We start from the raw sequence: 22,138 nt of genomic DNA, 5'->3' as shown, positions 1-22,138 counted from the left end.
TCGTCCCCTGGCGGGCTAGGCTCCATCGCCGCGATCTTCCATCAGCGGCCTGCGGGGACCGACATATTCGGGCGTACCCGTCAGCACGCCGCGGAACTCCGACAGCGGCGCGCCGACGCGGACGCCGTGCGAATCAATCCGCAACTCGCGGATCGCGTCCTCATGCTGGCCGCTCCGGTTTTTCAGGATCGAGATCGCCTTGCGGATGCGCCCCTCCGCCTCGAAGAACCTGATGAGGATCACGGCGTCGGACACGTAGGAGATGTTGATCGATCCGGTGGCCATGCTGCCGACGAGCCCTGTCTGCGGATTGATCAGCAACGTCGTGACGCCGCGTTGGTTCAGATAGGAAAGCAGTTCGTGCACCTGCAGAACGAGCTGCTGCTCCTGAGGCATCGCGGCCATGTAGCCGTTCAGGCTGTCGATGACGACGAGACGCGAGTCGCGGCCCTCCACCTCCTGGCGCACGCGCCAGGCGAACTCCCCGGGAGAGATTTCAGCGGGGTGGACCTGCTGGATGACGAGCCGCCCCGCCTCGATATGGCGATCGAGATCGAGGCCCATGGCCTTCGATCGCGACAGCATGGTGCCGATCCGTTCGTCGAACTCGTAGATCGTGCAGTGCTCGCCGCGCTCGCAGGCGGCGTAGGCGTACTGGAGCGAGATCGTCGTCTTTCCGGCGCCGGCTGGCCCCGACAGCAAGGTGGTGGTGCCCCGACGAGGCCCCCCGCCGAGCAGTTCGTCGAGCTCCGGCACGCCGCTCTGCACAGGCTCCCCGACGAACGGCTCGTGATGCTCGGCCGCGATCAGGCGCGGGTACACCTCGAGCCCACCCTTGCGTAGGACGAAGTCGTGATACCCGCCGATAAAGTCGACGCCCCTCAGCTTCTGGACTTCGAGCCGCCGCCGCGCGGCGCCGAACTCCAGCGTGAGCCGCTGCAAGGTGATGACGCCGTGGCAGAGGCTATGAAGATGGGCGTCGCGCTGGCCGATCTCTTCGCCGGTAAGGTCGTCCACGATGAACACGGTGACGTCGAGCGGCGCGAAAAACTGTTTGAGGGCGAGCACCTGGCGACGGTAGCGCAAGGGATCCTGCGCGAGCAGCCGCATCTCGGACAGGCTGTCGAAAACGACGCGGCGCGGCTTGATCCGCTGCACCTCGTCCTTGATCAGCTGGATCGTGCCGCCGAGTTCGTTTTCCCAAGGGTGGAGAATCGATTGCTGCCGCTCGGCGCCAAGCGCCTCCTCGGCGGCGGCGAGCTCGAAGATGGAGATCGCGTCGAGCGACCATCCATGCGACGCGGCCACGCCCCGCAGCTCTTCGTCGGTCTCGGACAGCGTCACGTAGAGGCCGGGCTCACCCCGCGCGGCGCCGTCGAGAAGAAACTGAAGAGCAAGCGTGGTCTTTCCCGAGCCCGGCGAGCCTTCGAGGAGATAGAGCCGGTTCGTCACCAGGCCGCCCCGCAACACCGCGTCGAGGCCCTCGTTTCCCGTCGATGTCCGTCCGTCAGCACGCGCCATGTCACACTCCTCGTGGCGGCTCGGTACCATCTATTGGAGCGCTCGGGCAAAAATTACAGCCGTCCCCGCCGCCCTCCGCAGAATTGCCGTCATGGGCGCGCCCGATCGTTATTAATCGACTACTTCAGGTAAGCCTGGGCTGGCCTGCAGGTCATTTCCTCCGGCAGGGTCGCACTTGCGGAGCCGCGAAAAGCTGGAATTCTCAACCGCCGGAAACGGCGTCGCAGCAGCGCGGGGTGCGAGACATGTCCGTTGATCCGTTCAATCTCGATCGCTTCCTCTCCGCGCAGGAGCCGATCTACGCAACGGCGCTCGACGAACTGCGAGCGGGGAAGAAACGCAGCCATTGGATGTGGTTCGTGTTTCCTCAGCTCAGCGGTCTCGGGACCTCCCCGACGGCGGCTTTCTACGGCGTCGTTTCGATCGAGGAAGCGCAGGCCTACCTCGCGCACCCCACGCTCGGCCCACGCCTGGTGGAGAGCTTCGAAGCCACGCTGGAACATGCCGACCGCGGGCTGCGCGACATCTTCGGATCGCCGGACGACATGAAGTTCCGCTCGTCGGCGACCCTGTTCGCGCAGGCGAGCCTCGACGGCGGCGTCTTCGAACGCGCGCTCGACGCGTTCTGCGCCGGAGAGCGTGACCGAAAGACGCTCGAGCTTCTGGCCAAAACGGCGGGCCGCTAACTGATAGCGGCCATCGCGAGCCTCGCCTTTCCAGACTGTAGCGGGGCCGGCGCGGCTCGGCGGCCCGGGGGACCGCAAGAGCGCCTTTGCGAACACTGGGGACGCGGAAGATGGGTTGCGCCGAACGCGGAATGGCTCTAGAGCATCGCGACCCGCGAGGGTGTCGGAGCGTGGCGCAGCCCGGTTAGCGCACTAGTCTGGGGGACTAGGGGTCGGAGGTTCAAATCCTCTCGCTCCGACCATTATTTTCCGAAACGTCGATCGGGCGCCCCGCGAAGCCAGCACGTTTCGCGCCTCCCCAGTTCCCAGGACCGCTCCGCCGATGGATGACTACCAGGCTCTGCTCGACCGTATGAAGACGGCGCAGCGCGAACTCCTGACCGCCGCCGCCAAGGCGAACACGCTGCCTTCTGACGGCGCGTTGCGGAAGATCGCCGATCTCGAAGTCGCGATCGGGGCGGTGGAGCATCTGCTCGACGAGGACGACGAGGCTTAACGCGCCGGTCCGCATCGCGCCCGATCTAAAGATTTCGTGAAGATTTAGGGCCCCGCGGGAACGCGGCGGCCCTTTCATACGTTCAGGCGGCAATCAACATCGCAAGCTGAGCGCCGCTCATGTTCTACGTTCTCGAAACCCGCAAGACTACGAATGCTCGCCCGATCGACGTCGGGGTTCGTTCGGTCAATACGTTCTCCATGACGCCCGCCCGGCCGGATGAGGTCATCGACTACGCCGAGGCGGACATCGATTTCGTCGACGATTCGATGCTGAACACTGCGCCGCACAATCCTATCGAACGTCAGCTGCTGACGGGCGACATGATTGGCCTCGCGCTGATGTCCGGCGCGATCATCTGGAGCGCCATGGGCGCGATCGCCTGACGGCGACCCGCTCAGGGGGCGAGGCTTGAGAATCCTCTACGTCGACGACGAGGCTGACATCCGTGAGATCGTGGGTATGTCGCTTGGGCTCGACCCCGACATCACGGTGGAAACCGTGTCGTCCGGCGCTGAAGCTTTGGCCGCCGTCGACGCGCGTCTTCCGGATGTCATCCTCCTGGACGTGATGATGCCAGACATGGATGGTCCGACGACGCTGTTCCGGCTAAGGGAGCGCCCGGATACTCGTGAGGTTCCGGTGGTCTTCATGACCGCTCGGACGCAAGGGCGCGAGATCGAACGGTTCAAGACGCTTGGAGCGCTGGGCGTGATCGCCAAACCGTTCAATCCAATTACGCTGGCTTCGGATCTTAGGGCTTTGCTTGCACAGGCGTTGCGCGGATAAAAGCGCCGAACGCGCGCGGCCCATCACCGACATCAAACGATTTTTCGACCTTCAAGGTCGCGACGTCGATCACAGACATCGCGTTCGAGAACCAGTTCGCCACGTAGATCTTGGTCTGGTCCGTAGACACCCCTACGCCTTCCGGATACTCGCCGACCGGAATCGTGGCAAGCGTCTGGAGGGTCGAGACGTCGAAAACCGAAACGCTCTCCGCGTATTGGTTGCTCACGAACGCTTTGCCTCCGGCCAGACCGACGACATAGGGCCGTTCGCCGACCGTCACGACGCCCACCACCTTTTGGGTCGCAATATCTATCACGGACACATCATTGCTTGCGACGTTCGCCGTGTAAGCGCGTCGACCGTCCCGGTCGATCGTCACACCGAACGGCCGCTGGCCGACGGGAACCGTGGCGACGCGTTGCAGCGTCTTCAGATCGACAAACGACACCTGGTCGGAGTCGCGGTCCGCCGACAGCAGCGTCGCGCCGTCCGGCGTCACGGCGAGGCCAGAAGGCGACGCGCCGACGTCAACGCGGGCGATCACAGCCCGCGCGACGGGATCGACGACCAGGATGTGCTTCGCATACCAGTCCGCCACAAAGACCGGCGATCCGCTAGGATGAACCGCCACGCCCAGCGGGCCGCCTTCGAGCGGTATTCGGTCGATCACCTTCCGCGCTCCGGCGTCGATCACCGCGAGCGATTTGCCCTCGGGACTGGTGACGTAGACGCGCGCGCCGTCCGCGCTCACGGCCACGCCGGCGGGCTTTCCCCCGATCGGGATGGTCGCCACCGCCTTGCCGTCGGCCAAGTCGAGCACGGTGAGATCGTCGCCGGTCTGGTTCGTGACGAAGGCCTCGTCGGCGCAGGCGGCGCCTGCGACGACGAGGCTGAGCGCGACGAGCGCCGCGCGCATCGGACGGGTCAGCTTCCCTTCTCGACCTTTTCCTTCACCGAAGCGAGGCCGGCCTGGTAGAGCTCGTTCACGGCCTTGATCGCGGCCTCGTCGGAGAGCTCCGGCGGCGGGTCGTTGTTCGGGAAGCCGCGGTAGAACGCCCCTTGCCACGTCACCGTCGACTTGTCGCCCTCGCCTTTGACGCTGATGTGCGAGGAGTAGTTGCTGACGGGCAGCACCTTCACGTCCACTTCGGTGATCTTGTAGGCGTAGCTCTTGGCGTCGGCGTCGTACTTCGACAGCTGCTCCTTGACGGTCGCTCCGCCCTTGAGCGTCAGCGTGCGCGTCGCGTCCTTGTCGTTTCCGCCGGCGCCCTCGGTCTTCTCGACCGGCGGCAGCCAGCTCATGTCCTGGAAATTACCGATCACGGTCCAGACCTTGTCCGGGGCCGCGTTGATCTCGATCGACTGGGTGGTCTTCTGGCGCGTCGGGCCATGAGCCTCGGCCGCGCCGGCGAAGCCGACCAACAACGCCGCCGCCGCGGCGAGCAGTTGAAACTTCATGCGTGTGCTTCCTTCCGGTGGTCGGCCGTCCGCGCGGAGCGTCGTCGGAGGCCTGTTGGGCCCTAGGGCCAGCGGGCGCAGTGAACCAAAGGCGCGCGGCCGGATAAAGGCCTGTCGCATCGTCCCTTCGCCGCACCCCCGGCTCAGAACCGGTAGCCGATTCCGAGCTGCGCGCCCCGCTCGTCGAGCGCGTCCCGCGCCGCGGGCGTTGCGAAGACAGCCGCGTAGATCGTCATCGTCGACGTCAGGTCAAGCAGGGCGGCCGCCTGAACCTTGTGGGTGCGCTGCTTCAACGCATAGGGCCCGCCCCAACGGCCTTGGCCGAAGACGTTGAAGCTCTGCGCCAGAAGCAACCAGCGCGCCGCGGGGCGGACGCCAAGCGTCGCGTCGACCCGGACTTCATCCGCAGGATCGCCGCTTCGGGTCCGGTAGCCCGCTTGGACGTCCAGGAACGCCGGTCGTGCAAAAGCGTCGAAGCTGCGCGCCACGAGAAGACGCAGGTCGACCTGATCATCCGTTTCGCCGACTGCGGCGGGCCCCTCCGAGCGCTTCGCGCCGGCGATCACCACCCCGCCCTGCGCGGAGACGATCCAGGCGCCTGGTTCGGCGAGCCGGACGCGCACGCCGAGCTCCGTGCGCCCAAGGCCGCTTCTCTGTGAGCGTTCGTCGCCCGAGACCGTGATGCGTTCAAGGGCGCCGGCGCCGAAGACGGTGAGGCCGTCGGCCAGGCCATGTTCGATGTAGAGCTGAAGGTCCTGCTTCTTCAGCCGATCGCGCGCCTTGAGCCGTCCGCGTCCGTCGAAGTAATGATCGCCGGACGTCACATAGGCCGTGGCGAACACCTTGGTTTCGCTCTTTTCGAGCGTGAACGCGCCAGCGCCCGCCACGTCCGGCGTCGCCGCGAGCATTGCAGCGGTCGTAGCCCATCGCGCTGTCCCGCTCATCGCCGCCCCCCGCACCTGGGCCACGATTTTGCCGCAATGCGACTTACACGCGCAACATCTGATTCGCTATGCACGTCGCCGCGGGACGTCCGTCAGGAATTTCGCGTTCGAAGCTTCTGTCTCAGATCTTCTTCGGCGAGCGCTTCGCCCCGCCCGATCGACGCTTCCAGGGCGCGGGCCTCAGCACCGAGGTGGTGAAGGCCGAGCGTCGCCGCGGTTCCGGCGATGGTGTGGAGGCCCCGCTGAAGCGCGATGCGGGCGTCCGCGTCGCCCGAACCCGCCGCGGTGGCGAGGTTTCCGAGTTCGACCAATCTGTCGTCGAAACTCGCGAGAAACCGCGTCCTCACCGCCTCGACAGCGGCCGTGATCTTCGCGCGGCGCTCGGCCTCGCCGTCCGCCACAGCGCCTAGTAGTCCCATTCCACGGCGACGCCGGCGGACGCGTCGCCGCTCGCGCCCGTCTCGCCCTGGACCTTCACGTTCTTCGTGACGTCGATGTCGACGGTGACCCGGCTCGAGTCCGGGCTCGTGCCCTGTCGAACGCCGAGATAGATGTTGTCCGAGATGTAGCGGCCGACGCCGACCGCCGGCCCCCCGCCCTGCCCGTCGCCGGCCGTAACGTCGAGCACGTCCACGCCGAGGCTCTTGCGCACGCTGTCGAGCGCCCCGGAGCCGGCGCCGCCGGTGTACTGCGCAAGCCCCTGCGCCAGTTGCAGCGCTTCGCTCGCGTTCAGTTCGCCCGCCGACTTCTTGAACAGCAGGCGCGCCAACACCTCGTCGGTCGGCAGCGCCGGCTGCGAGGTGAAGTTGATCTGCGGCCGCGACGCGGTCCCGGTCACGACGACCTGGGCGGTGATGTCCCGCGCCTTGGTCTCGGCGAGGAAATCGAGCGTCGGATCAAGATCGCCGGCGAACGACACCGAACCGCGGGTGAAGGTCAGCCGCTGGCCGATGACCACGATCTGCCCACGGCCCGAGCGCAGTTCGAAGGCGCCGACGGGCTGCGGATTGGCGGAGGTTCCGGCCAGCTTGATCGAACCGCCGGCTTCCGACGTGATGCCCATGCCGCGGATGAAGATGCGGTCGTTGGCCTGCACGTCGATGTCGAGGGTCGCGAGGAACCCGTCTTCCGACCGCGCCGTCTTCTGGCCGGCGTTCACGGCCTTGAGCTGCGACGTCACGCGGGCCGGCGCGCCCCGGTGCTTCACGCCTTCGAGCGGCGTGTACTGAGCCGGCAGCCGATCCGGGATCTGAATCTCCACGGACCGCGCGCGGATGTTGCCGGAGACGACCGGCCTGCGGGCGAGCGCCCCCTGGAGCGTGAGGTTGCTGTCGATCACCGCGGTGACGATGTCGGTCCCAACGACCTCAGCGTTCTGCGCCTGGATGCGGATCTCGCCGGGGAAGCCGCGGCCGGGATCGACCGCCACCCGTCCGGAGCCCGAGATCGTGCCGCCGTTGCGCGTGGTGGCGCGGAGGCTCCGAACCTCGACGTTCGTTCCATTGCCGGCGACCACCGCCTGGATGCCGCGGAGCTGAAGACCCGAGGCGCGGTTTGAGTAGGACGCGTTCTCGAGCCGCGCCGTGCCGTCGATCGCGGGCGCAGACGTCGTTCCGCCGACCCTGACGTCGAAACTCGCGGCGCCGTCGACGCGGTCCCCGGACACCGAGAGCGTGTCGTTGAGGAAGGCGAGCGGCGCGCGTCCGACGACGCGGAGATCGAGGTTCCCCTGTCCGAGCGGCGCCGAGCCGTTCGCCGTAACCCGAAGCCCGCCCGCGCCGGTGACGACCGTGTCCGTCACGACGCGCACGCCTTCGAGCCGGCCTTTGCTGTCGATCTGCGCAGCCGGCACGCCCGCGCCGCGCGTCTGCGCGGTCGAGAGGTTCGAGACCTTCAGCGTGTAAGTCCCGCGCGGCGCGGCGATGGGCCCTGAGACCTTGGCGTCGCCTTGCAGCGTGCCCTGCGCGCCGAGGCCGGGGGAGAAACCGTTCGCCAGCGCCAGCGGAACACTGCGGAGCTCCACCGTCATGTCGAGGTCGCCCGCGCCGACCGGCGCAGCCCCCCTCGCCGTCAGACGCAGCCCGCCGCCACCGGTCACTTCGGTGTTGGTGGTGATCCGATTGCCTTCGAGCTCGCCCTTGGTCGTGACCTGCAGCGCCGGAACGCCCTTGGCTTGAGCCGCCGTGAGACCGGTGATCTTGAAGTCGTAGCCGCCGCGCGGCGCGGAGACGGGGCCGGTGACCTTAGCGCCGCCCTGGAGCCGGCCCGCCAGACCAAGCTCCGGCATGAAGGCGTTCGCAAGCGACAGGGGCAATTCAGCGATCGCGATGTCCATGTCGAGCGGCCCGGCGCCGATGGGCGCCGACCCTTTCGCCGTGGCCCGAACGCCGCCGCCGCCGGTGATCACCGTGTCGGTGGTGACGCGAACGCCCTGGAGCTCGCCCTTGGTCTCGATCGCGACGGCCGGGACGCCCTTCGCCCTCGACGAGGTGAAGCCGTCGATCTTGGCCGCATAGGTTCCGCGCGGAGCCGCGATCGGACCGGTCACCTTGGCGTCGCCGTTAAGCTGACCGGCGAGGCCAATACCGTCGACGAAACCGTTCGCGAGCTTCAGCGGCAGGGCGCGGATCGCGACGTCCATGTCGAGATCGCCCGCGGCGATCGGAGCGGAGCCGACGGCCGTGAGCCGCAGCCCGTCCGGGCCGGTCACGGTGGTGTCGGTCGTCACGCGGTCGCCGGCGTAGCGCCCCTTGGTCGCGACCGTCAGCGCGCCGACGTCGGCCGCCCGGGTCTGGGCCACCGAGAGGTCGCGCATCGTGACGTCGAAGTCGGCGACCGGGGCCGTGGCGGGCCCGGTGACCTTGGCCGTCGCGCCCAGCGCGCCGCGCACGCCGAGGTCCGGCGCGAAGGCGTTGGCCAGCGCGAGCGGCAGGTCGCGGATGGCGACGGAGAGGTCGAGCATCTGGCCGGCCTTGCCCGAAAGGTCGAGTGCGCCGCCCTGCCCCGCCTTCAACGCGAAGGCGTCGATGAATACGTCCGATCCGACGAGCCGCACTTTGGCGGGGCCTGCGAGGCTCGCGTCCTGGCCGCCGCCCTTCAAGTTCAGCTTTGACAGGTCGATGCGGGTCTCGGCCGGCGCGTAGACCACGCGACCAGCCGCCGAGGCCGCGGCTCCGAGCGCCGTCACGTCGGCCGTCACGTCCATGCCGTCCGGCGCGCCGTTCGCCTTCACCGCGAGACGCTCGATGACCTGGCCGCCGGCGGCGATCCCGGCCCCGTTGACCACGCCGTCCACGGTGATCTTGCCGGTCGGATCGAGCACTGTGGCCGCCACGTCGATCTTGCCGACGCGCGCGCCCGGCGCGGCGATGTCCGCGCCATTCGCCGTCACAACCGCTTTCTGCACGCCGTTCTCGACGGAAAGCCCGATGTCCGCGGACAGCCGGCCGCCAAGCTCCGTCAGCGCCAGCGCGCCGACTTCCGCGAGGTCGGGCGCGCCGATCGTCACCCGGCCGGTCGCGAGACCCGCGGGGGTGATCGAGACGCCGCCCTTCACGCTCGCCGTCGCGACGACGAGGTCGACGTCCTCGAGCCTGCGCGCCCCGTCGGCCTCGGTGACGAGGCGCGCCTGGCCCCGCACGGGCTTGCCGTCAAGCGAGCCGCCGAGACGGACGACCCCGCCGACCGCGTCCGTCACGTCCGTCGCATCGACGTCGACGGTGAGGTCCTTGATGACCCGGTCCATCGCCCGCCCGTCCGGAACCGCGAGCTTCGCCGTCACGGCGAGATCGTCGAGCCGGCCCGTGAGCTTGCCATCGAGCGTGGCGCGGCCGGCCGCGCGGGGATCGACGAGGTTGAGGTCCTCGACCTCGGCGCGGAAGGTGACGTCCGCGTCCTGCAGAGTCGCGGAGCCGTCGGCCGCCAGCGCGACGTGCTTGCCGGTGACCTTCAGCCCGTTGAACGCGAACGAGCCGTTCTCGGCCCGCGTCACGCCGCCCGTAATCGCGAGGTCGCCGCCAGTCAGCGCGTCGACCTGCTCGACGCCGACTTTCAGACCCTTGCCCGCCCCGTTCGCCGCCACCGCGAGACGCGACAGATCGAACGCCACGTCGACGTCGGCGGCGAGGTTGGCGGAGCCCGCCAATGTGCGTCCCGAAAGCGCGGACAGCGGCGAGAGATCGGCGGCGGCAAGCGTCGCCTTGCCCTTCGCCATGTCGGCCGAGACGGCGCCGACGTAGGACGCCTTGATGTCGCCAAGCGCCACGTCCGCCTTCGCGATGTCTGCGGCGCCCGCGACGGTGGCGACCAGGTCGAACGCCGCCGTCAGATCCCGGCCGGCCCCTGCGAGCAACCGGTCGTCCGCGAAGGTGACGCTCTTGGCGTCGATCGTCCCCTTGGCCGCGATCCGAGTCGCATCGTCGGTAAGCGGTCCGTTCGGTTCCGCGTCGAGCGTGATATGCGCGGTCGCCGCGCCGCCCTGAGTCGCGTTCAGGCCGGTTCCGTCCACCGTCGCCACGACGTGGGGATGCGTGAACGGCCCCTTCGCGGCGCCGACCGCGGAGATCGCGCCCCAGGCGATGCCGGGCGGCAGCAGAGCGGCGAAGCGCGAGACGTCGCCTGCTTTCAGGTCATAGGTGACGTCGAGCGTCTCGGCCGCCAGATCGACCGCGCCCTTGGCGGCAAGACGCGCCGCCGGCAGATCGAATACGGCGTCGGCGATGCGGATTGCGCCCTCTGCGGGCACGAAGGCGTCGATGCTCGCCTTCGTCGGACCATCCACGAGCGCGGCGTAGGCGGGCGGCGCAATGCGCCCGACATCGCCGTCGAGCGAGAGCTTGACGCGACGTCCGGCCCCCTCGCCCGCGAGCTCCACCACGGCGTCGAGCCGGCCGCGGTCTCCCGCAGTCAGCGCCGCCTGCACGCGCAGCGCGTCGGGCGTCCCGCCGCCCTCGATCCCGATGTCGATCGGCGGCTGGCCGGGCATGTCGGCCAGGCGGGCGATCAGCCCGCCGGCGGGCTCGCCGCCGCGGATCGAGATCTGGAACCGCTCGGTCTGCGGCGCGAAGCTCGCCGAGCCCTTGATCCGTCCCGCGACGCCGTCGATGCGTCGCACGTCGAAGCGAGCGTCGACGCCGTCTCGCGGGTTGCGGAGCGATGCGGACATGTCGGCGGCGAGGCGCGCGGGCACGCCCATGAGCGCCTGAGCCAGATTGAGATCATCAACCGCAAGGCGCTTCAGCTCGATCTCGACGGGCAGGTCGGGGATCAGCGGCGCGTTGGGATCGGAAACCGGCTCGGGCTCGGTCGAGGCCGGCAGGTTCGGCGTGCGCGCGACGTCCACGCGACCGAGCTCCAGTGCCTCGACCTGCACCTTGCGAGAAAACAGAGCGAGCGGGGCCCAGGCGAGACGCACCCGGTCGATCGTCAGCCAGACGCCGTCGCGATCGGCCAGAGCGAGGTCGCGGACCGTGAGATCGTCAGGGAACGATCCCTCGATCTTGCCGATCGCGATCTTCGAGTCCGCCGTGCTGCCGTAGGTCTGGGCGAGGTTCGCGATCGTCGCGAGGCCGGTCTCTGTGCGGGCGAACAAAAACAGCCCGGCGGCCAGAAGGACCGGGATCATCAACAGGACGACGAGGACGATCAGCGCACGCTTCAGAATGGCCATCGGATTCCGTTCGCACGCCGCCGCCCAAATTCGTCGCGCGGCGCAGGTTGGGCGGACTGTTCGTCCATAGAGCCTGCGTTGATCCCTGATGTACAGGGATACCGCCGGCCAAGGCTTCGGTTCGTCAGAACGACTGTCCGACGCTTACGTAGAACGCGACCAGCGGATCGTTCTTCGTCTTGCCCATGACCGGCGTCGCCACGTCGAATCGAATGGGTCCGATCGCGGTGTAATAGCGCAGGCCGACGCCCGCGCCGACGCGGATGTCCTCGCCGAAGTCCGGATAGGTCTTGTCGAAGGCGGCGCCCGCGTCGACGAAGGGCACGACGCCGATGGTGTCGGTGATCTTGATCCGCATCTCCGCGGAGGCCTCGAGCAGGCTCCGGCCGCCGACCGGCGTGTCCTTCTTGCAGTCGAGCGCGCGCCTCGGCGTCGGCAGCGACGAATCGCAGTGCGGGCTCGCGCTCTGGTAGGCGAAGCCGCGGATCGAACCGCCGCCGCCCGCGAAGAAGCGTCGGTTCGCCGGCACGTCCTCGATCGCGCTCGGCCCGATGATCGAGCCGAAGCCGATCCGCCCCGCCGCGATGAACCGGGCGTCCTCGTCCAGTTTCTGGTAGGCCGAGACCTGCCCCTTGATGATGTTCAACGAGGGCGCGTCGCCGGTCGTGTTGAAGTAGGGCGCGGCCGTCAGGGTCGCACGGAAGCCCTCAGTGGGATCGAGTTTGCTGTCGGTGTTGTCGAAGGTCGCGCCGAGCGGCAGGCCGACGAGAAGGAAATCCTTTTCGCCGAACGTGTCCCGGATCGTCGAGGCCTCGACTTCGAGACCGGCCTGGATCGAGAGGTCGCTGGTGAGGCGGCGGCGGATGGCGACGGCGGCGCGGGCGCCGTCGCGCCAGTAGGCGTCGGGACGCTCGCGCATCGCTTCGACCTCCGCCAGCAGGTCGTCAAAGCCGCCCCAGATCCCGGGCTTCTCGAACGAGGTCTTGACCGCGTACTCGTAGTCCTTCGGGTCGTTGCTGATCAGGCGCGAGGCGCTCGCCTCCACCCGCAGCTTCTCCGCGCCGCCGAACAGGTTGCGGTGGCCCCAGTAGGCGCTGACGCTCGCCCCGTCGGTGGTGCTGTACTTTGCGGCGGCGCCGACGTAGCGGAACTTCTTCTCCTCGACGTCGATCGTCACCGAAACGCGCCCCTGGGCGTCGGGCGCGGTTCCTTCCTTCACGCGGATCGAGGAGAACACGTCGAGCTTGGCGAGTTCGTCCCGCAGCTCGACCATTTTCTCCGGATCGTAGCGATCGCCGGGTTCGAACGGCACACGACCGCGGACCACCGTCGGATCGACGTCCTTCGTGCCGTTGATGGAAATCTGGCCGAACGGCGCACGCGGTCCGGCCGCGACGTCGATGGTCACGTCGAGCTTCTTCGCCGCGTGGTCGGCGATCACCTCTCGGTTCGCGACCTTGGCGAAAGGGTAGCCGTCGCGTCGCAACTGGTCGACGATCTTGGCTTCCGCGCCGAAGACCGCCGACGAGGGCGCCGGCGCGCCCGGCGCGAGACCGATCTTGGCGGGCTCGATCCGGGGCAGGACGGTGGAGCGTTCCGCATTGCGAATCGCGACCCGGCCGATCGTGAACACCGGGCCGGGATCGACCTTGATCACCACCGGCACCGGTCGCCGCGACCGCTGCGCCACGTCAGGCGCGCTGGTCGTCGTCACGGACACGCCCGCGATGGTCACGTCGACGATTGCGCCATAACGGCCGGTGGCCATCAGCGCGGCGGCGAGCCGCTCTATGTCGACCTTGGCGCGCCCGACGAGGCCGGCGGCGCCCGGCGGGGAGTCCTTCTGGAGAGACTTGAGGGTGGAGGTGTCGTCGACGATCTTCTGAACCGCGGCGTCTTCCCCGACGACGGACACGGTGGTGACGTAGGAAACGCCGGCGACGGCGGACGCCGCGGCGGAGGTTGCGGCGGGCGGCGCGTCCTGCTGGGCGTGCGCGATTCCTCCCGCGCACAGCGCGGCCGCAGCCGCGCCGACCAACAAAGACCGGCGCACGCCGGGGGGCTTTCGTCTACGCAACACTCGAATCCCACACCATCCTGCGCATCTCCCCTCGGATACCACTCATATTCCGTTAACGGGCGGGGCGACACGTACGCAACCCTATGTGGAGTTTCAAAGTCGTTCGTCGAGCAGACGACGGCAGGCTTCGAGTTCGGCGAGCGCCGTCCGCAGCCGCTGCGCATGACCCTCCGGCAGAGCGGATGTCGGACGCTCCGGAGACGGCTCCCGCAAAGGGTCTACGCGATCAGGGGTCGCGACGGGCGGGGGAGGCGCCGCCTGAGCGGCAGGCGGAGGCTCCGACGGCGGCCGGCGCTGCGGCGCCCAGAGCTCCGGACCGGCTTGCAGACCCAGCAGACCGATCGACGCTTCGGCCTCCGCGGCCCGGTCGGCGCGCGCTTCCGCCACGTCCTGATCCGCGGCGTCGGGCGCAGGCGCGCCGCCGTCCGCGTAAGCCGCGACCTTCCGGCCGCCCTGCTCTCTCAGGATCCGCTGGACGCCACGGATCGTGTAGCCCTCGCCATATAGCAGGTGCTTGATGCCGGTGAGGAGGTCCACGTCGTTGGGACGGTAGTAACGACGCCCTCCGCCGCGCTTGATCGGCTTGATCTGTGGGAAGCGGGTCTCCCAGAAGCGCAGCACGTGCTGGGGAACGCCGAGTTCTTCGGCGACCTCGCTGATCGTGCGGAAGGCTTCGGGGCCCTTCTCCACAGCTCACCTCTTCCGTCAGGCCGCGCCGTTCGCCTTGGCTTTCGAGCGCGACTTGGGCTTGGCGTCGTCGCCGCCGCCGTTGATGCGATCCTTCAGAATGTTCGATGGCTTGAACACCATGACCCGCCGCGGCGGGATGGGAACTTCCTGGCCGCTTTTCGGATTCCGGCCGACGCGCTGGCCCTTGCCGCGCACCACGAACGAGCCGAACGACGACAGCTTCACGGTCTCGCCGCGCTCGAGGCAGTCCCCGATCTCCGCCAGCACCATTTCGACCAGAGACGCCGATTCGGTCCGGGACAGCCCCACCTTCTGGTAGACCGCCTCGCACAGATCAGCGCGCGTCACAGTGCGCCCCGTCATCACTCGCTTCCCCCGGATGGCCGCCCGCCCTCTCGCTTTCGCGGCGAGAGGTTATTGAGGCTAAAGGCTATTCAGCGCGTGAGCTATGGTCAACGTGCCACGCTCGTTCGTTCGTCGAACGCTCACCAACGCACGAGGGCGGATCCCCACGTGAAACCGCCGCCCATCGCCTCGAGCAGCACGAGGTCGCCCTGCTTGATGCGTCCGTCGGCCCGCGCCTCCGCGAGCGCCAGAGGGATCGAGGCGGCCGAGGTGTTGCCGTGGTGATCGACGGTCAGCACCACCTTCTCCGGCGCGATGTGAAGCTTCTGGGCGCTGGCGTCGATGATCCGGCGGTTGGCTTGGTGGGGAACGAACCAGTCGATGCTTTCCGCGGTCTCGCCAGTCGCCGCGAAGGCGTCCTCGATCACGTCGGTGATCATGCCGACGGCGTGGCGGAACACCTCGCGGCCCTCCATCCGCAGATGGCCGACCGTGCCGGTGGACGACGGCCCGCCGTCGACGAACAGCTTGCTCTTGTGGCGGCCGTCCGAACGCAGATGCGTCGTCAGCACGCCGCGGTCGCTGCTCTCGCCGGGCTGCTCCTGCGCTTCGAGCACCACGGCGCCGGCGCCGTCGCCAAACAGCACGCAGGTGCCGCGGTCGGTCCAGTCGAGAATGCGCGAGAACGTTTCCGAACCAATGACCAGCGCGCGTTTGTGCTGGCCGGAGATCAGGAACTTGTCGGCCGTCGCGAGCGCATAGAGGAAGCCCGAACAGACCGCCTGCACGTCGAACGCAAAGCCGTGCGTGATGCCGAGCGCCGCCTGCACGGTGGTGGCGGTCGCCGGAAAGGTGTTGTCCGGGGTCGCCGTCGCGAGAATGATGAGGTCGATCTCCGACGCCTCGACGCCCCCGTCCGCGAGCGCCTCGCGCGCGGCGAAGAGGGCGAGATCCGAGGTCATTTCACCATGGGCCGCGATGTGGCGTTGGCGGATGCCCGTGCGCTGGACGATCCACTCGTCCGACGTGTCGACGGTCTTCGCAAGGTCGGCGTTCGTCAGCACCTCCGAGGGCAGATACGCCCCGCAACCGCGCACCACGGACCGTATGCGGCTCACGACGCCGCTCCCGCGAGAGACGCCGGCGACGCGTCGGCGCCGTGGTCGTGAAGCAGCCCCTGCCGGATCTTCGTCATCAGATCGTACCGCACCATTTCATACCCAACCTCGACCGCGGAGGCGAAACCCTCGGCGTCGGTCCCGCCGTGGCTCTTGATCACCACGCCGTCGAGACCGAGAAACACGCCGCCGTTCACCTTCCGGGGATCCATCTTTTCCTTGAGCGTGTCGAAGGCCCCGCGCGCGAGCAGGTAGCCCAGCTTCGACAGCCACGTGCGGCCCATGGCCGAGCGAAGATATTCCGCGATCTGCCGTGCCGTCCCCTCCGCCGTCTTGAGGGCGATGTTGCCGGAGAAGCCCTCCGTCACCACGACGTCGACCGTGCCCTTGCCGAGGTCGTCGCCCTCGACGAAGCCGCGGAAGTCGAGAGCAGGGAAATCCTCCTCGCGCAGGATGCGGGCGGCCTCCTTGACCTGCTCGACGCCCTTGATCTCCTCCACGCCAACGTTGAGCAACGCGACCGTCGGCCGATCGAGGTCGAACAGGATTCGCGCCATGGCGGAGCCCATCACCGCGAAATCGACGAGCTGGCGGGCGTCGGCGCCGATGGTCGCCCCGACGTCGAGCACGATGCTTTCGCCGCGGAGCGTGGGCCAAATCGCTGCGATCGCCGGGCGTTCGACGTCCGCCATCATCCGCAGGCAGAATCGGGACATGGCCATCAGCGCGCCGGTGTTGCCGGCCGAGACGACGGCGTCGGAGCGATGCGTCTTCACCGCGTCGAGCGCGAGCCACATCGAGGATTTCCACCGCCCCTTGCGAAGCGCGACGCTGGGCTTGTCGTCCATGCGCACGGCGACGTCGGTGTGCAGGATCTCGCAGCGCCCGGCGAGCCGTGGTTCGGCGTCGACGAGCGGGCGGATCTTCGCTTCGTCGCCGACGAACAGGAACGTCATGTCCGGTTTGCGGGCGAGCGCGAGCGCGGCGCCCGGCACGACGACGGAGGGGCCATGGTCGCCGCCCATGGCGTCGAGGGCGAGGCGGACTGTGTCGGTCATGGGGCGCAGAAGACGAGATCTTTCAGCGGGCGCGGCCAAAACGCCCCGGGGGAGCGCGGCGCGCGCGGACCATAACGGTTGGCGACGGGGTGGCAACCCTCGGCGGACGTTGCGCTTAGCCGCCGTCATCGGGCCGCTTGAGCTTGCGGAGTTCGGCGAACGGCGATCCTTCGCCATCCAGGCCCGAGGGCTGCTCGAAGGTCGCGCCGGGCTTGCGCGGATAAGGATCGAGGCCGAGCGTCAGGAACTCGGACACGACGGCGCCCACGTCGATCACGCCGCCCACGAAGGGGTCCGGCGGATCGTTCGGCCCAAGTTCGATCTCGCCGCCGTCCTCGACCGCGGCGACCTCGGCCGCCGGGGCGAAACGGATGTCGATCGGCTCGCTGACGATCTCGACGAACGGCTCGAGCGTCACGACGCAGATGCGCTGGACCTTGGCGTCGACGCGCCCCGCGACGGCGACGCCGTCCTTGCCGAAAGGCCGCACCGTGACGCCGGCCCGCAGCTCTTCGACCGCGACCGCCTCGTTGGCCTGCGCCAAAGCGGCCCGCTCGGCCTCGTCGGCGACGATGTCCATGGTCAGGCCGTTCGGGCCGACGTCGACCACGGCGATCTGGCGGGACAAGGGCGATGCGGTCAAGTTGAGGCCTCCGCCTGGGGGAACGTGGGTCCGGTTTGAACAAGCGCGAGAACAGATTGCGTGGCGAGCGCATCCACCGACGCACGAAGGTAGCGCGCGAGCGGCCGCGCGCCCGTCGCGTCAGCGCCTTCGAACGGCCCTGCCGCGAGCGCCGCAATCAGCTCCGCGTCATCGGCTGACGTCAGGGCCGCTTCATAGGCGGCAGCGCGCGCATAGAACACGCCGGCCATGCTTTTGATCCGCTTGGGGACCGTCAGGTCGCCGACGCCAATCTCGCGAAGCGCGGAGTCCGTCTCCGCGAACATCAGGTCGAAAACCTCCTGCGCCGCGTCCTTCGCCGCGGGCTCGGCGACCTTAAGCCGGTGAAAATACAAGAAGGCGTGCAACACGATCATCTCGTAGCGGCCCATCACCGTGTCGGGCACGCCGAGCTCTCGATAGAAGAACGGCGCGCGCGCCCGGGCGACAATCAAGCCGTAGACGCGCTCGGTCGCGGACGGCGTCGGCGCGTCGCGCCGCTGGAACAGACCAAACACCATCGCCCGTCGTCGCCTTCGAACTGCCGCGCGCCTGCGAACCGCAGCCGCTTTCGCCTGTTGAACTGGGCCGTTCCGCGGGTTACGCCAAGTGCGGCGGAGGCACAAGTCCGGCGACGGACGCGTCGACCCGCCATGAGCTTCGCGTGCCGCGTTTCGGGAGGAAGTCCAGGACATGCCGATCTCGCTTGGGAAGACGACCGCCGCTGGGCGCGCCGCCGCGGCGACGCTCGCTCTCGGACTGGCCTCAGTCGCGCTCGCCGGCTGCGCCGAGACGCAGCAGAAGGGTTACGTCCTCTCCGAGAGTTCGCTGCAGCAGGTGCCCGTAGGCTCGAGCCAGGAGCAGGTGCTCGTGGTGCTCGGGACGCCGTCGACGACGGCCACCCTGAAGGGCGAGGTCTATTACTACATCTCCCAGACGACCAAGCGCTCTGTCGCCTTCATGAACCCGACGATCACCGATCAACGCGTGGTCGCGGTCTACTTCGACCAAAATCGCCGCGTTCAGCGAATCGCCAATTTCGGCCTGAAGGACGGACGCCTGTTCGACTTCATCGGCGAAGTCACGCCGACCGCCGGACAGGAGCGCAACTTCCTGGAGCATGTCTTCAGGGGCCTGCTCTCGAACGAGGAATGATCGGGAGTGCGACGCAGATCGCCCCCTTCGTCCGGAGGACGCCCATGCGAGTTTTGCATTTCCTGTCCCCCGCGGGTCTCGTCGCGGCGGCGCTGCTGCTCGGCTTCGCCGCGCCTGCTTCCGCTGCGCCGGGCGACGAGCAGTACGCGACCATCGAGAACCACGATCCCGCGGCGTTCCAGCGCGCGCTGCGGGCCGGCTCGGATTTCGTCAGAAGCGGACGCGGCCGGAAGTTCAACCTGATCCTCGCGAACCGGGGCGTCATCTCCGTGATCCCCGGCACGACCACCGTCCAGCGCGACATCGGGCGGCTGAAAGCCCCGGGCCTCACGATCATCGCCTGCGCGGAGACGATGCGCGGCCTGTCGGAGGCGAACCGGCGCCGCGTGCCGGTGGTGCCCGGCGTCACGGTGCAGCCCTGCAAGGGCCTGCGAAACAAGCTCGACGTGTCCGGCTGGCAGCGCGCTCCAGGCATCTGAGCGCGGCCATCCCTGCTCTGTTGTGGACGCGTCTAACTCGGCGCTTCGCGCAGGGGCGTGGAGGGCTAAGGTGGCGACGTCGCCGCCCGTGAGAACCTGATGCCGCTCCACCTCCAGAAACTCTGCGTCGGCTGCGATTCGGTCGAGGATCTGCGGTCGTGGATCGTGGAGCGCATGGCCGAAAAGCGGCGGCGCGGACTGCCCGAAGAGCAGATCCACACCACCCGGATGGCGCCGAAGCGCGCCGCCGAACTGCTCGACGGCGGCTCGCTCTTCTGGGTTATCAAAGGCGTCATCCTTGTCCGGCAGCCACTCGTCGACCTTCGCTCCTCCAAAGGCGCCGACGGGATCGAACGGTGCGACCTGGTGCTGTCGCCGGAGCTGATCGCCACGCGTCCCGCGCCGCGGCGTCCGTTTCAGGGGTGGCGCTACCTGCCGGACGCCGATGCGCCGAAGGACGTCGCGACGGACGAAGCCGCCGCGCCTGGCCTCCCTCCGCACCTCGTGGCCGAGCTCCGCTCCCTCGGCCTGCTGTGAACCGGGCGCCATTGCGCACCCGCCGGGCGCCGCGTTTAAACTCCCGGCCATGACCTTGACCGGCTCGCCGCTCGACATCGTCGCCGTGATCTATTTCCTCATCGTCTGGTTCGGCCACTACACTTGGTCGGAGCGGTCGGGGCGCAGCCTGAACTCCGTGATGGCCGAACGGCGCAGGGACTGGATGCGGCGGATGGCGGCGCGCGAGAACCGCATGCCCGATTCGATCACGATGCAGGGGCTCCAGAACGGCTCGGCGTTCTTCGCCTCGACCTCGTTGATCGCGATCGGCGGCGCGCTGGCGGCTCTCGGCGCAAGCAGCGAGGCGGTCGAGGTGTTCGCCGCCCTGCCCTTCGGCCTCGTGACCACGCGCGAGGTCTACGACGCGAAGATCCTCGGCCTCGCCGCCATCCTCGTCTACGCTTTCTTCAAGTTCGTCTGGGCCTACCGGCTGTTCAACTACGGCTCAATCCTCGTGGTCTGCGCCCCGCCGCACGATGAGATCGATACGCCCGAAATGGCCGTCGCGCTCGAGCGCGCCGCACGGATGAACATCGAAGCCGGACGCCACTTCAACCGAGGCCTGCGCGGTCTGTTCTTCTCGCTGGCCTACATCGGCTGGTTCGTCAGCCCTTGGGCGCTGCTCGTGACGACGACGCTCGTCACCGTCATCCTGCACCGTCGCCAATTTTCCTCCGAGCCGCTGAAAGCCGCGGGCTACGAGGGCTAACCGGGGCCGGCTTGCAGCGCTGCGCTCTCGCCGCCGTCCGTTCGTTTTCGACGGGGCTCGGCGAGCGTGGCGTTGTCAAACGACAGCGGTCGGCAAAGGCGATCCGGCGGATCGCGCCTTACGGCGCGGGCGCGCCCGCCTTCAACAGCTTGTAGGTCAGGCTGTCGACCAGCGCCTCGAACGAGGCGTCGATGATGTTGGGGGACACGCCGACCGTGGTCCAAACGACGCCGCCGCCGTCGGTCGACTCTATCAGGACGCGGGTCACGGCTTCGGTGCCGCCGTTCAGGATGCGGACCTTGTAGTCCGTGAGCCTAAGGTCGGCGATGTAGGGCTGGTAGCGACCGAGATCCTTGCGGAGCGCCACGTCGAGCGCGTTTATCGGACCGTTGCCCTCGGCGGCCGTGATCAGCGTCTCGCCGTCGACCGTCAGCTTCACCACCGCCTCGGACATGGTGACGAGTTCGCCCAGCGCGTTGTGACGGCGCTCCACCATCACGCGGAAGCTCTCGATCGTGAAGAAGTCGGGCACGCGGCCGAGCGCGCGGTTGGCGAGGAGCGCGAAGGAGGCGTCGGCCCCCTCGTAGGCGTAGCCCTCGGCCTCGCGTCGCTTCACTTCGGCGAGCAGCCGATCGAGCCGCGGGTCCGCCTTGCCGACCTCGACCCCGATGCGCGCCAGCTCCGACACGAGGTTCGACTTGCCGCCCTGGTCGGACACCAGCAGCCGCCGGTGGTTGCCGACGGATTCCGGCGCGACGTGCTCGTAGGTGCGGGGATCTTTCAGAATCGCGGAGGCGTGGATGCCCGCCTTGGTCGCGAAAGCGTTCGCGCCGACGTAGGGCGCGTGCCGGTTCGACGGCCGGTTCAGCAGCTCGTCGAAGGCGCGGGACAGCTGCGTAAGCGTCGCGAGACCCTCGTCCGACACGCCGATTTCGAACCGTTCGGCGTAGTCCGGCTTGAGCTTCAGCGTAGGGATCAGCGTCGCGAGGTTGGCGTTGCCGCAGCGCTCGCCCAGACCGTTCAACGCGCCCTGGATCTGCCGCACGCCCGCGTCGACCGCCGCGAGCGAGTTCGCCACAGCGAGGCCCATGTCGTCGTGGGCGTGGATGCCGAGGTTCTCGCCTGGCACGACCGCCTTGGCCTTCGCCACGATCGCCGCGACCTCGTCCGGCGTCGTGCCGCCGTTGGTGTCGCACAGCACCACCCAGCGCGCGCCGGCGTCGTAGGCCGCCTTGGCGCAGGCCAGCGCATAGTCCGGGTTCGCCTTGTAGCCATCGAAGAAATGCTCGCAGTCGATCATCGCCTCGCGCCCCGCCTCGATCGCGGCGGCGACGGTCTCGCGGATCTGCCCGATGTTCTCCTCGAGCGTGATCCCCAAGGCATGGACCACATGGAAATCCCAGCTCTTGCCCACGAAGCAGCAGGCGGCGGCCTTCGCCTGCAGCACGCCCTGCAGGCCGGGGTCGTTCTCGACCGACCGCCCCGCCCGCTTCGTCATGCCGAAGGCGACGAAGGTCGCCCGCGTGGTGCGGTTCTCCGAGAAGAACGCCGTGTCGGTGGGGTTCGCGCCGGGGTAGCCGCCCTCGACATAGTCGACGCCCAGGCGGTCGAGCGTCGTCGCCACCGCCATCTTGTCCGCGAGCGTAAAGTCGACCCCCGCCGTCTGCGCGCCGTCGCGCAGCGTCGTATCGAACAGATAGACCCGCTCGCGGGTCACGAC

22 protein-coding genes and 1 tRNA gene are annotated in these 22,138 nt (G+C 68.5%); 10 read left to right on the top strand and 13 right to left on the bottom strand.

Going from position 1 to position 22,138, the window contains the following annotated elements:
* Positions 1–15: 15 nt before the first annotated feature.
* Positions 16–1,521 carry an ATPase domain-containing protein gene (locus K244_RS0104985; protein WP_020185149.1) on the bottom strand — a complete coding sequence of 502 codons (1,506 nt, stop codon included), beginning with the start codon at positions 1,519–1,521 and terminating at the stop codon, positions 16–18.
* A gap of 245 nt (positions 1,522–1,766) precedes the next feature.
* Here K244_RS0104985 and K244_RS0104980 point away from each other — a divergent pair, with 245 nt between their 5' ends.
* From K244_RS0104980 to K244_RS0104960, 5 genes are all read left to right on the top strand, one after another.
* Complete coding sequence (locus K244_RS0104980) at positions 1,767–2,207, top strand: DUF1810 domain-containing protein (protein ID WP_020185148.1); 441 nt, start codon at positions 1,767–1,769, stop codon at positions 2,205–2,207.
* A 164-nt stretch (positions 2,208–2,371) separates the two neighbouring features.
* A tRNA-Pro gene (locus K244_RS0104975) sits at positions 2,372–2,449 on the top strand.
* 80 nt (positions 2,450–2,529) lie between these two features.
* The gene (locus K244_RS23865) at positions 2,530–2,703 is read left to right on the top strand and encodes a hypothetical protein (RefSeq protein WP_020185147.1); all 174 of its coding nucleotides are present in this window, start codon (positions 2,530–2,532) and stop codon (positions 2,701–2,703) included.
* A 119-nt stretch (positions 2,704–2,822) separates the two neighbouring features.
* Complete coding sequence (locus tag K244_RS0104965) at positions 2,823–3,089, top strand: hypothetical protein (RefSeq protein WP_020185146.1); 267 nt, start codon at positions 2,823–2,825, stop codon at positions 3,087–3,089.
* A 25-nt stretch (positions 3,090–3,114) separates the two neighbouring features.
* The gene (locus tag K244_RS0104960) at positions 3,115–3,492 is read left to right on the top strand and encodes a response regulator (RefSeq protein ID WP_020185145.1); all 378 of its coding nucleotides are present in this window, start codon (positions 3,115–3,117) and stop codon (positions 3,490–3,492) included.
* Here the strand turns inward: K244_RS0104960 and K244_RS0104955 are convergent.
* The 3 genes from K244_RS0104955 to K244_RS0104945 form a co-directional block, all read right to left on the bottom strand.
* On the bottom strand, positions 3,458–4,411 hold the full coding sequence (locus K244_RS0104955; protein ID WP_020185144.1) for a beta-propeller fold lactonase family protein: 954 nt from the start codon (positions 4,409–4,411) through the stop codon (positions 3,458–3,460). The two genes, K244_RS0104960 and K244_RS0104955, sit on opposite strands and share 35 nt — an antisense overlap.
* 8 nt (positions 4,412–4,419) lie before the next feature.
* Entirely contained in the window at positions 4,420–4,953 is a 534-nt protein-coding gene (locus tag K244_RS0104950) for an SRPBCC family protein (RefSeq protein ID WP_020185143.1), read from the bottom strand.
* A gap of 143 nt (positions 4,954–5,096) precedes the next feature.
* Positions 5,097–5,861: a hypothetical protein gene (locus tag K244_RS0104945; RefSeq protein WP_020185142.1), complete on the bottom strand. Its 765-nt coding sequence runs from the start codon at positions 5,859–5,861 to the stop codon at positions 5,097–5,099.
* Between the two features lie 104 nt (positions 5,862–5,965).
* On the opposite strand from K244_RS0104945, the gene K244_RS24095 reads away from it, so the two are divergent.
* Positions 5,966–6,307 carry a hypothetical protein gene (locus K244_RS24095; protein ID WP_245259737.1) on the top strand — a complete coding sequence of 114 codons (342 nt, stop codon included), beginning with the start codon at positions 5,966–5,968 and terminating at the stop codon, positions 6,305–6,307.
* Here K244_RS24095 and K244_RS0104935 read toward each other — a convergent pair.
* From K244_RS0104935 to K244_RS0104900, 8 genes are all read right to left on the bottom strand, one after another.
* Entirely contained in the window at positions 6,304–11,565 is a 5,262-nt protein-coding gene (locus tag K244_RS0104935; protein WP_020185140.1) for a translocation/assembly module TamB domain-containing protein, read from the bottom strand. The two genes, K244_RS24095 and K244_RS0104935, sit on opposite strands and share 4 nt — an antisense overlap.
* A 124-nt stretch (positions 11,566–11,689) precedes the next feature.
* On the bottom strand, positions 11,690–13,618 hold the full coding sequence (locus K244_RS0104930; protein ID WP_036305485.1) for an autotransporter assembly complex family protein: 1,929 nt from the start codon (positions 13,616–13,618) through the stop codon (positions 11,690–11,692).
* Between the two features lie 120 nt (positions 13,619–13,738).
* On the bottom strand, positions 13,739–14,335 hold the full coding sequence (locus K244_RS0104925) for a MerR family transcriptional regulator (protein WP_020185138.1): 597 nt from the start codon (positions 14,333–14,335) through the stop codon (positions 13,739–13,741).
* Between the two features lie 15 nt (positions 14,336–14,350).
* Positions 14,351–14,698 carry an integration host factor subunit alpha gene (locus K244_RS0104920; protein ID WP_020185137.1) on the bottom strand — a complete coding sequence of 116 codons (348 nt, stop codon included), beginning with the start codon at positions 14,696–14,698 and terminating at the stop codon, positions 14,351–14,353.
* Positions 14,699–14,820: 122 nt separating this feature from the next.
* Complete coding sequence (locus tag K244_RS0104915) at positions 14,821–15,798, bottom strand: beta-ketoacyl-ACP synthase III (RefSeq protein ID WP_024816320.1); 978 nt, start codon at positions 15,796–15,798, stop codon at positions 14,821–14,823.
* Positions 15,795–16,856 carry a phosphate acyltransferase PlsX gene (plsX, locus tag K244_RS0104910; protein WP_020185135.1) on the bottom strand — a complete coding sequence of 354 codons (1,062 nt, stop codon included), beginning with the start codon at positions 16,854–16,856 and terminating at the stop codon, positions 15,795–15,797. Before plsX ends, K244_RS0104915 begins: the two co-directional genes overlap by 4 nt.
* A gap of 115 nt (positions 16,857–16,971) precedes the next feature.
* Entirely contained in the window at positions 16,972–17,499 is a 528-nt protein-coding gene (locus K244_RS0104905) for a DUF177 domain-containing protein (protein ID WP_024816319.1), read from the bottom strand.
* The gene (locus K244_RS0104900; RefSeq protein ID WP_081761429.1) at positions 17,496–18,212 is read right to left on the bottom strand and encodes a ubiquinol-cytochrome C chaperone family protein; all 717 of its coding nucleotides are present in this window, start codon (positions 18,210–18,212) and stop codon (positions 17,496–17,498) included. Before K244_RS0104900 ends, K244_RS0104905 begins: the two co-directional genes overlap by 4 nt.
* On the opposite strand from K244_RS0104900, the gene bamE reads away from it, so the two are divergent.
* The 4 genes from bamE to K244_RS0104880 all read left to right on the top strand — a co-directional run bounded on the left by bamE (position 18,211) and on the right by K244_RS0104880 (position 20,418).
* The gene (bamE, locus tag K244_RS0104895; RefSeq protein WP_020185132.1) at positions 18,211–18,672 is read left to right on the top strand and encodes an outer membrane protein assembly factor BamE; all 462 of its coding nucleotides are present in this window, start codon (positions 18,211–18,213) and stop codon (positions 18,670–18,672) included. The genes K244_RS0104900 and bamE overlap by 2 nt on opposite strands.
* Positions 18,673–18,716: 44 nt before the next feature.
* On the top strand, positions 18,717–19,151 hold the full coding sequence (locus K244_RS0104890; RefSeq protein ID WP_245259736.1) for a hypothetical protein: 435 nt from the start codon (positions 18,717–18,719) through the stop codon (positions 19,149–19,151).
* A 99-nt stretch (positions 19,152–19,250) separates the two neighbouring features.
* The gene (locus K244_RS0104885; RefSeq protein ID WP_020185130.1) at positions 19,251–19,688 is read left to right on the top strand and encodes a DUF1489 domain-containing protein; all 438 of its coding nucleotides are present in this window, start codon (positions 19,251–19,253) and stop codon (positions 19,686–19,688) included.
* Positions 19,689–19,737: 49 nt separating this feature from the next.
* Positions 19,738–20,418, top strand: a complete 681-nt coding sequence (locus K244_RS0104880) for a DUF599 family protein (RefSeq protein ID WP_020185129.1) — start codon at positions 19,738–19,740, stop codon at positions 20,416–20,418.
* A gap of 118 nt (positions 20,419–20,536) precedes the next feature.
* Here the strand turns inward: K244_RS0104880 and cimA are convergent, their stop codons facing one another.
* On the bottom strand, positions 20,537–22,135 hold the full coding sequence (gene cimA, locus K244_RS0104875; RefSeq protein WP_020185128.1) for a citramalate synthase: 1,599 nt from the start codon (positions 22,133–22,135) through the stop codon (positions 20,537–20,539).
* Positions 22,136–22,138 lie beyond the last annotated feature (3 nt).

The sequence above is a fragment of the Methylopila sp. 73B genome (assembly GCF_000526315.1).
Lineage (GTDB): Bacteria > Pseudomonadota > Alphaproteobacteria > Rhizobiales > Methylopilaceae > Methylopila.
The sequence above is the reverse complement of the archived record's forward strand: the minus strand, read 5'-3'. Positions and strand labels throughout refer to the sequence as shown.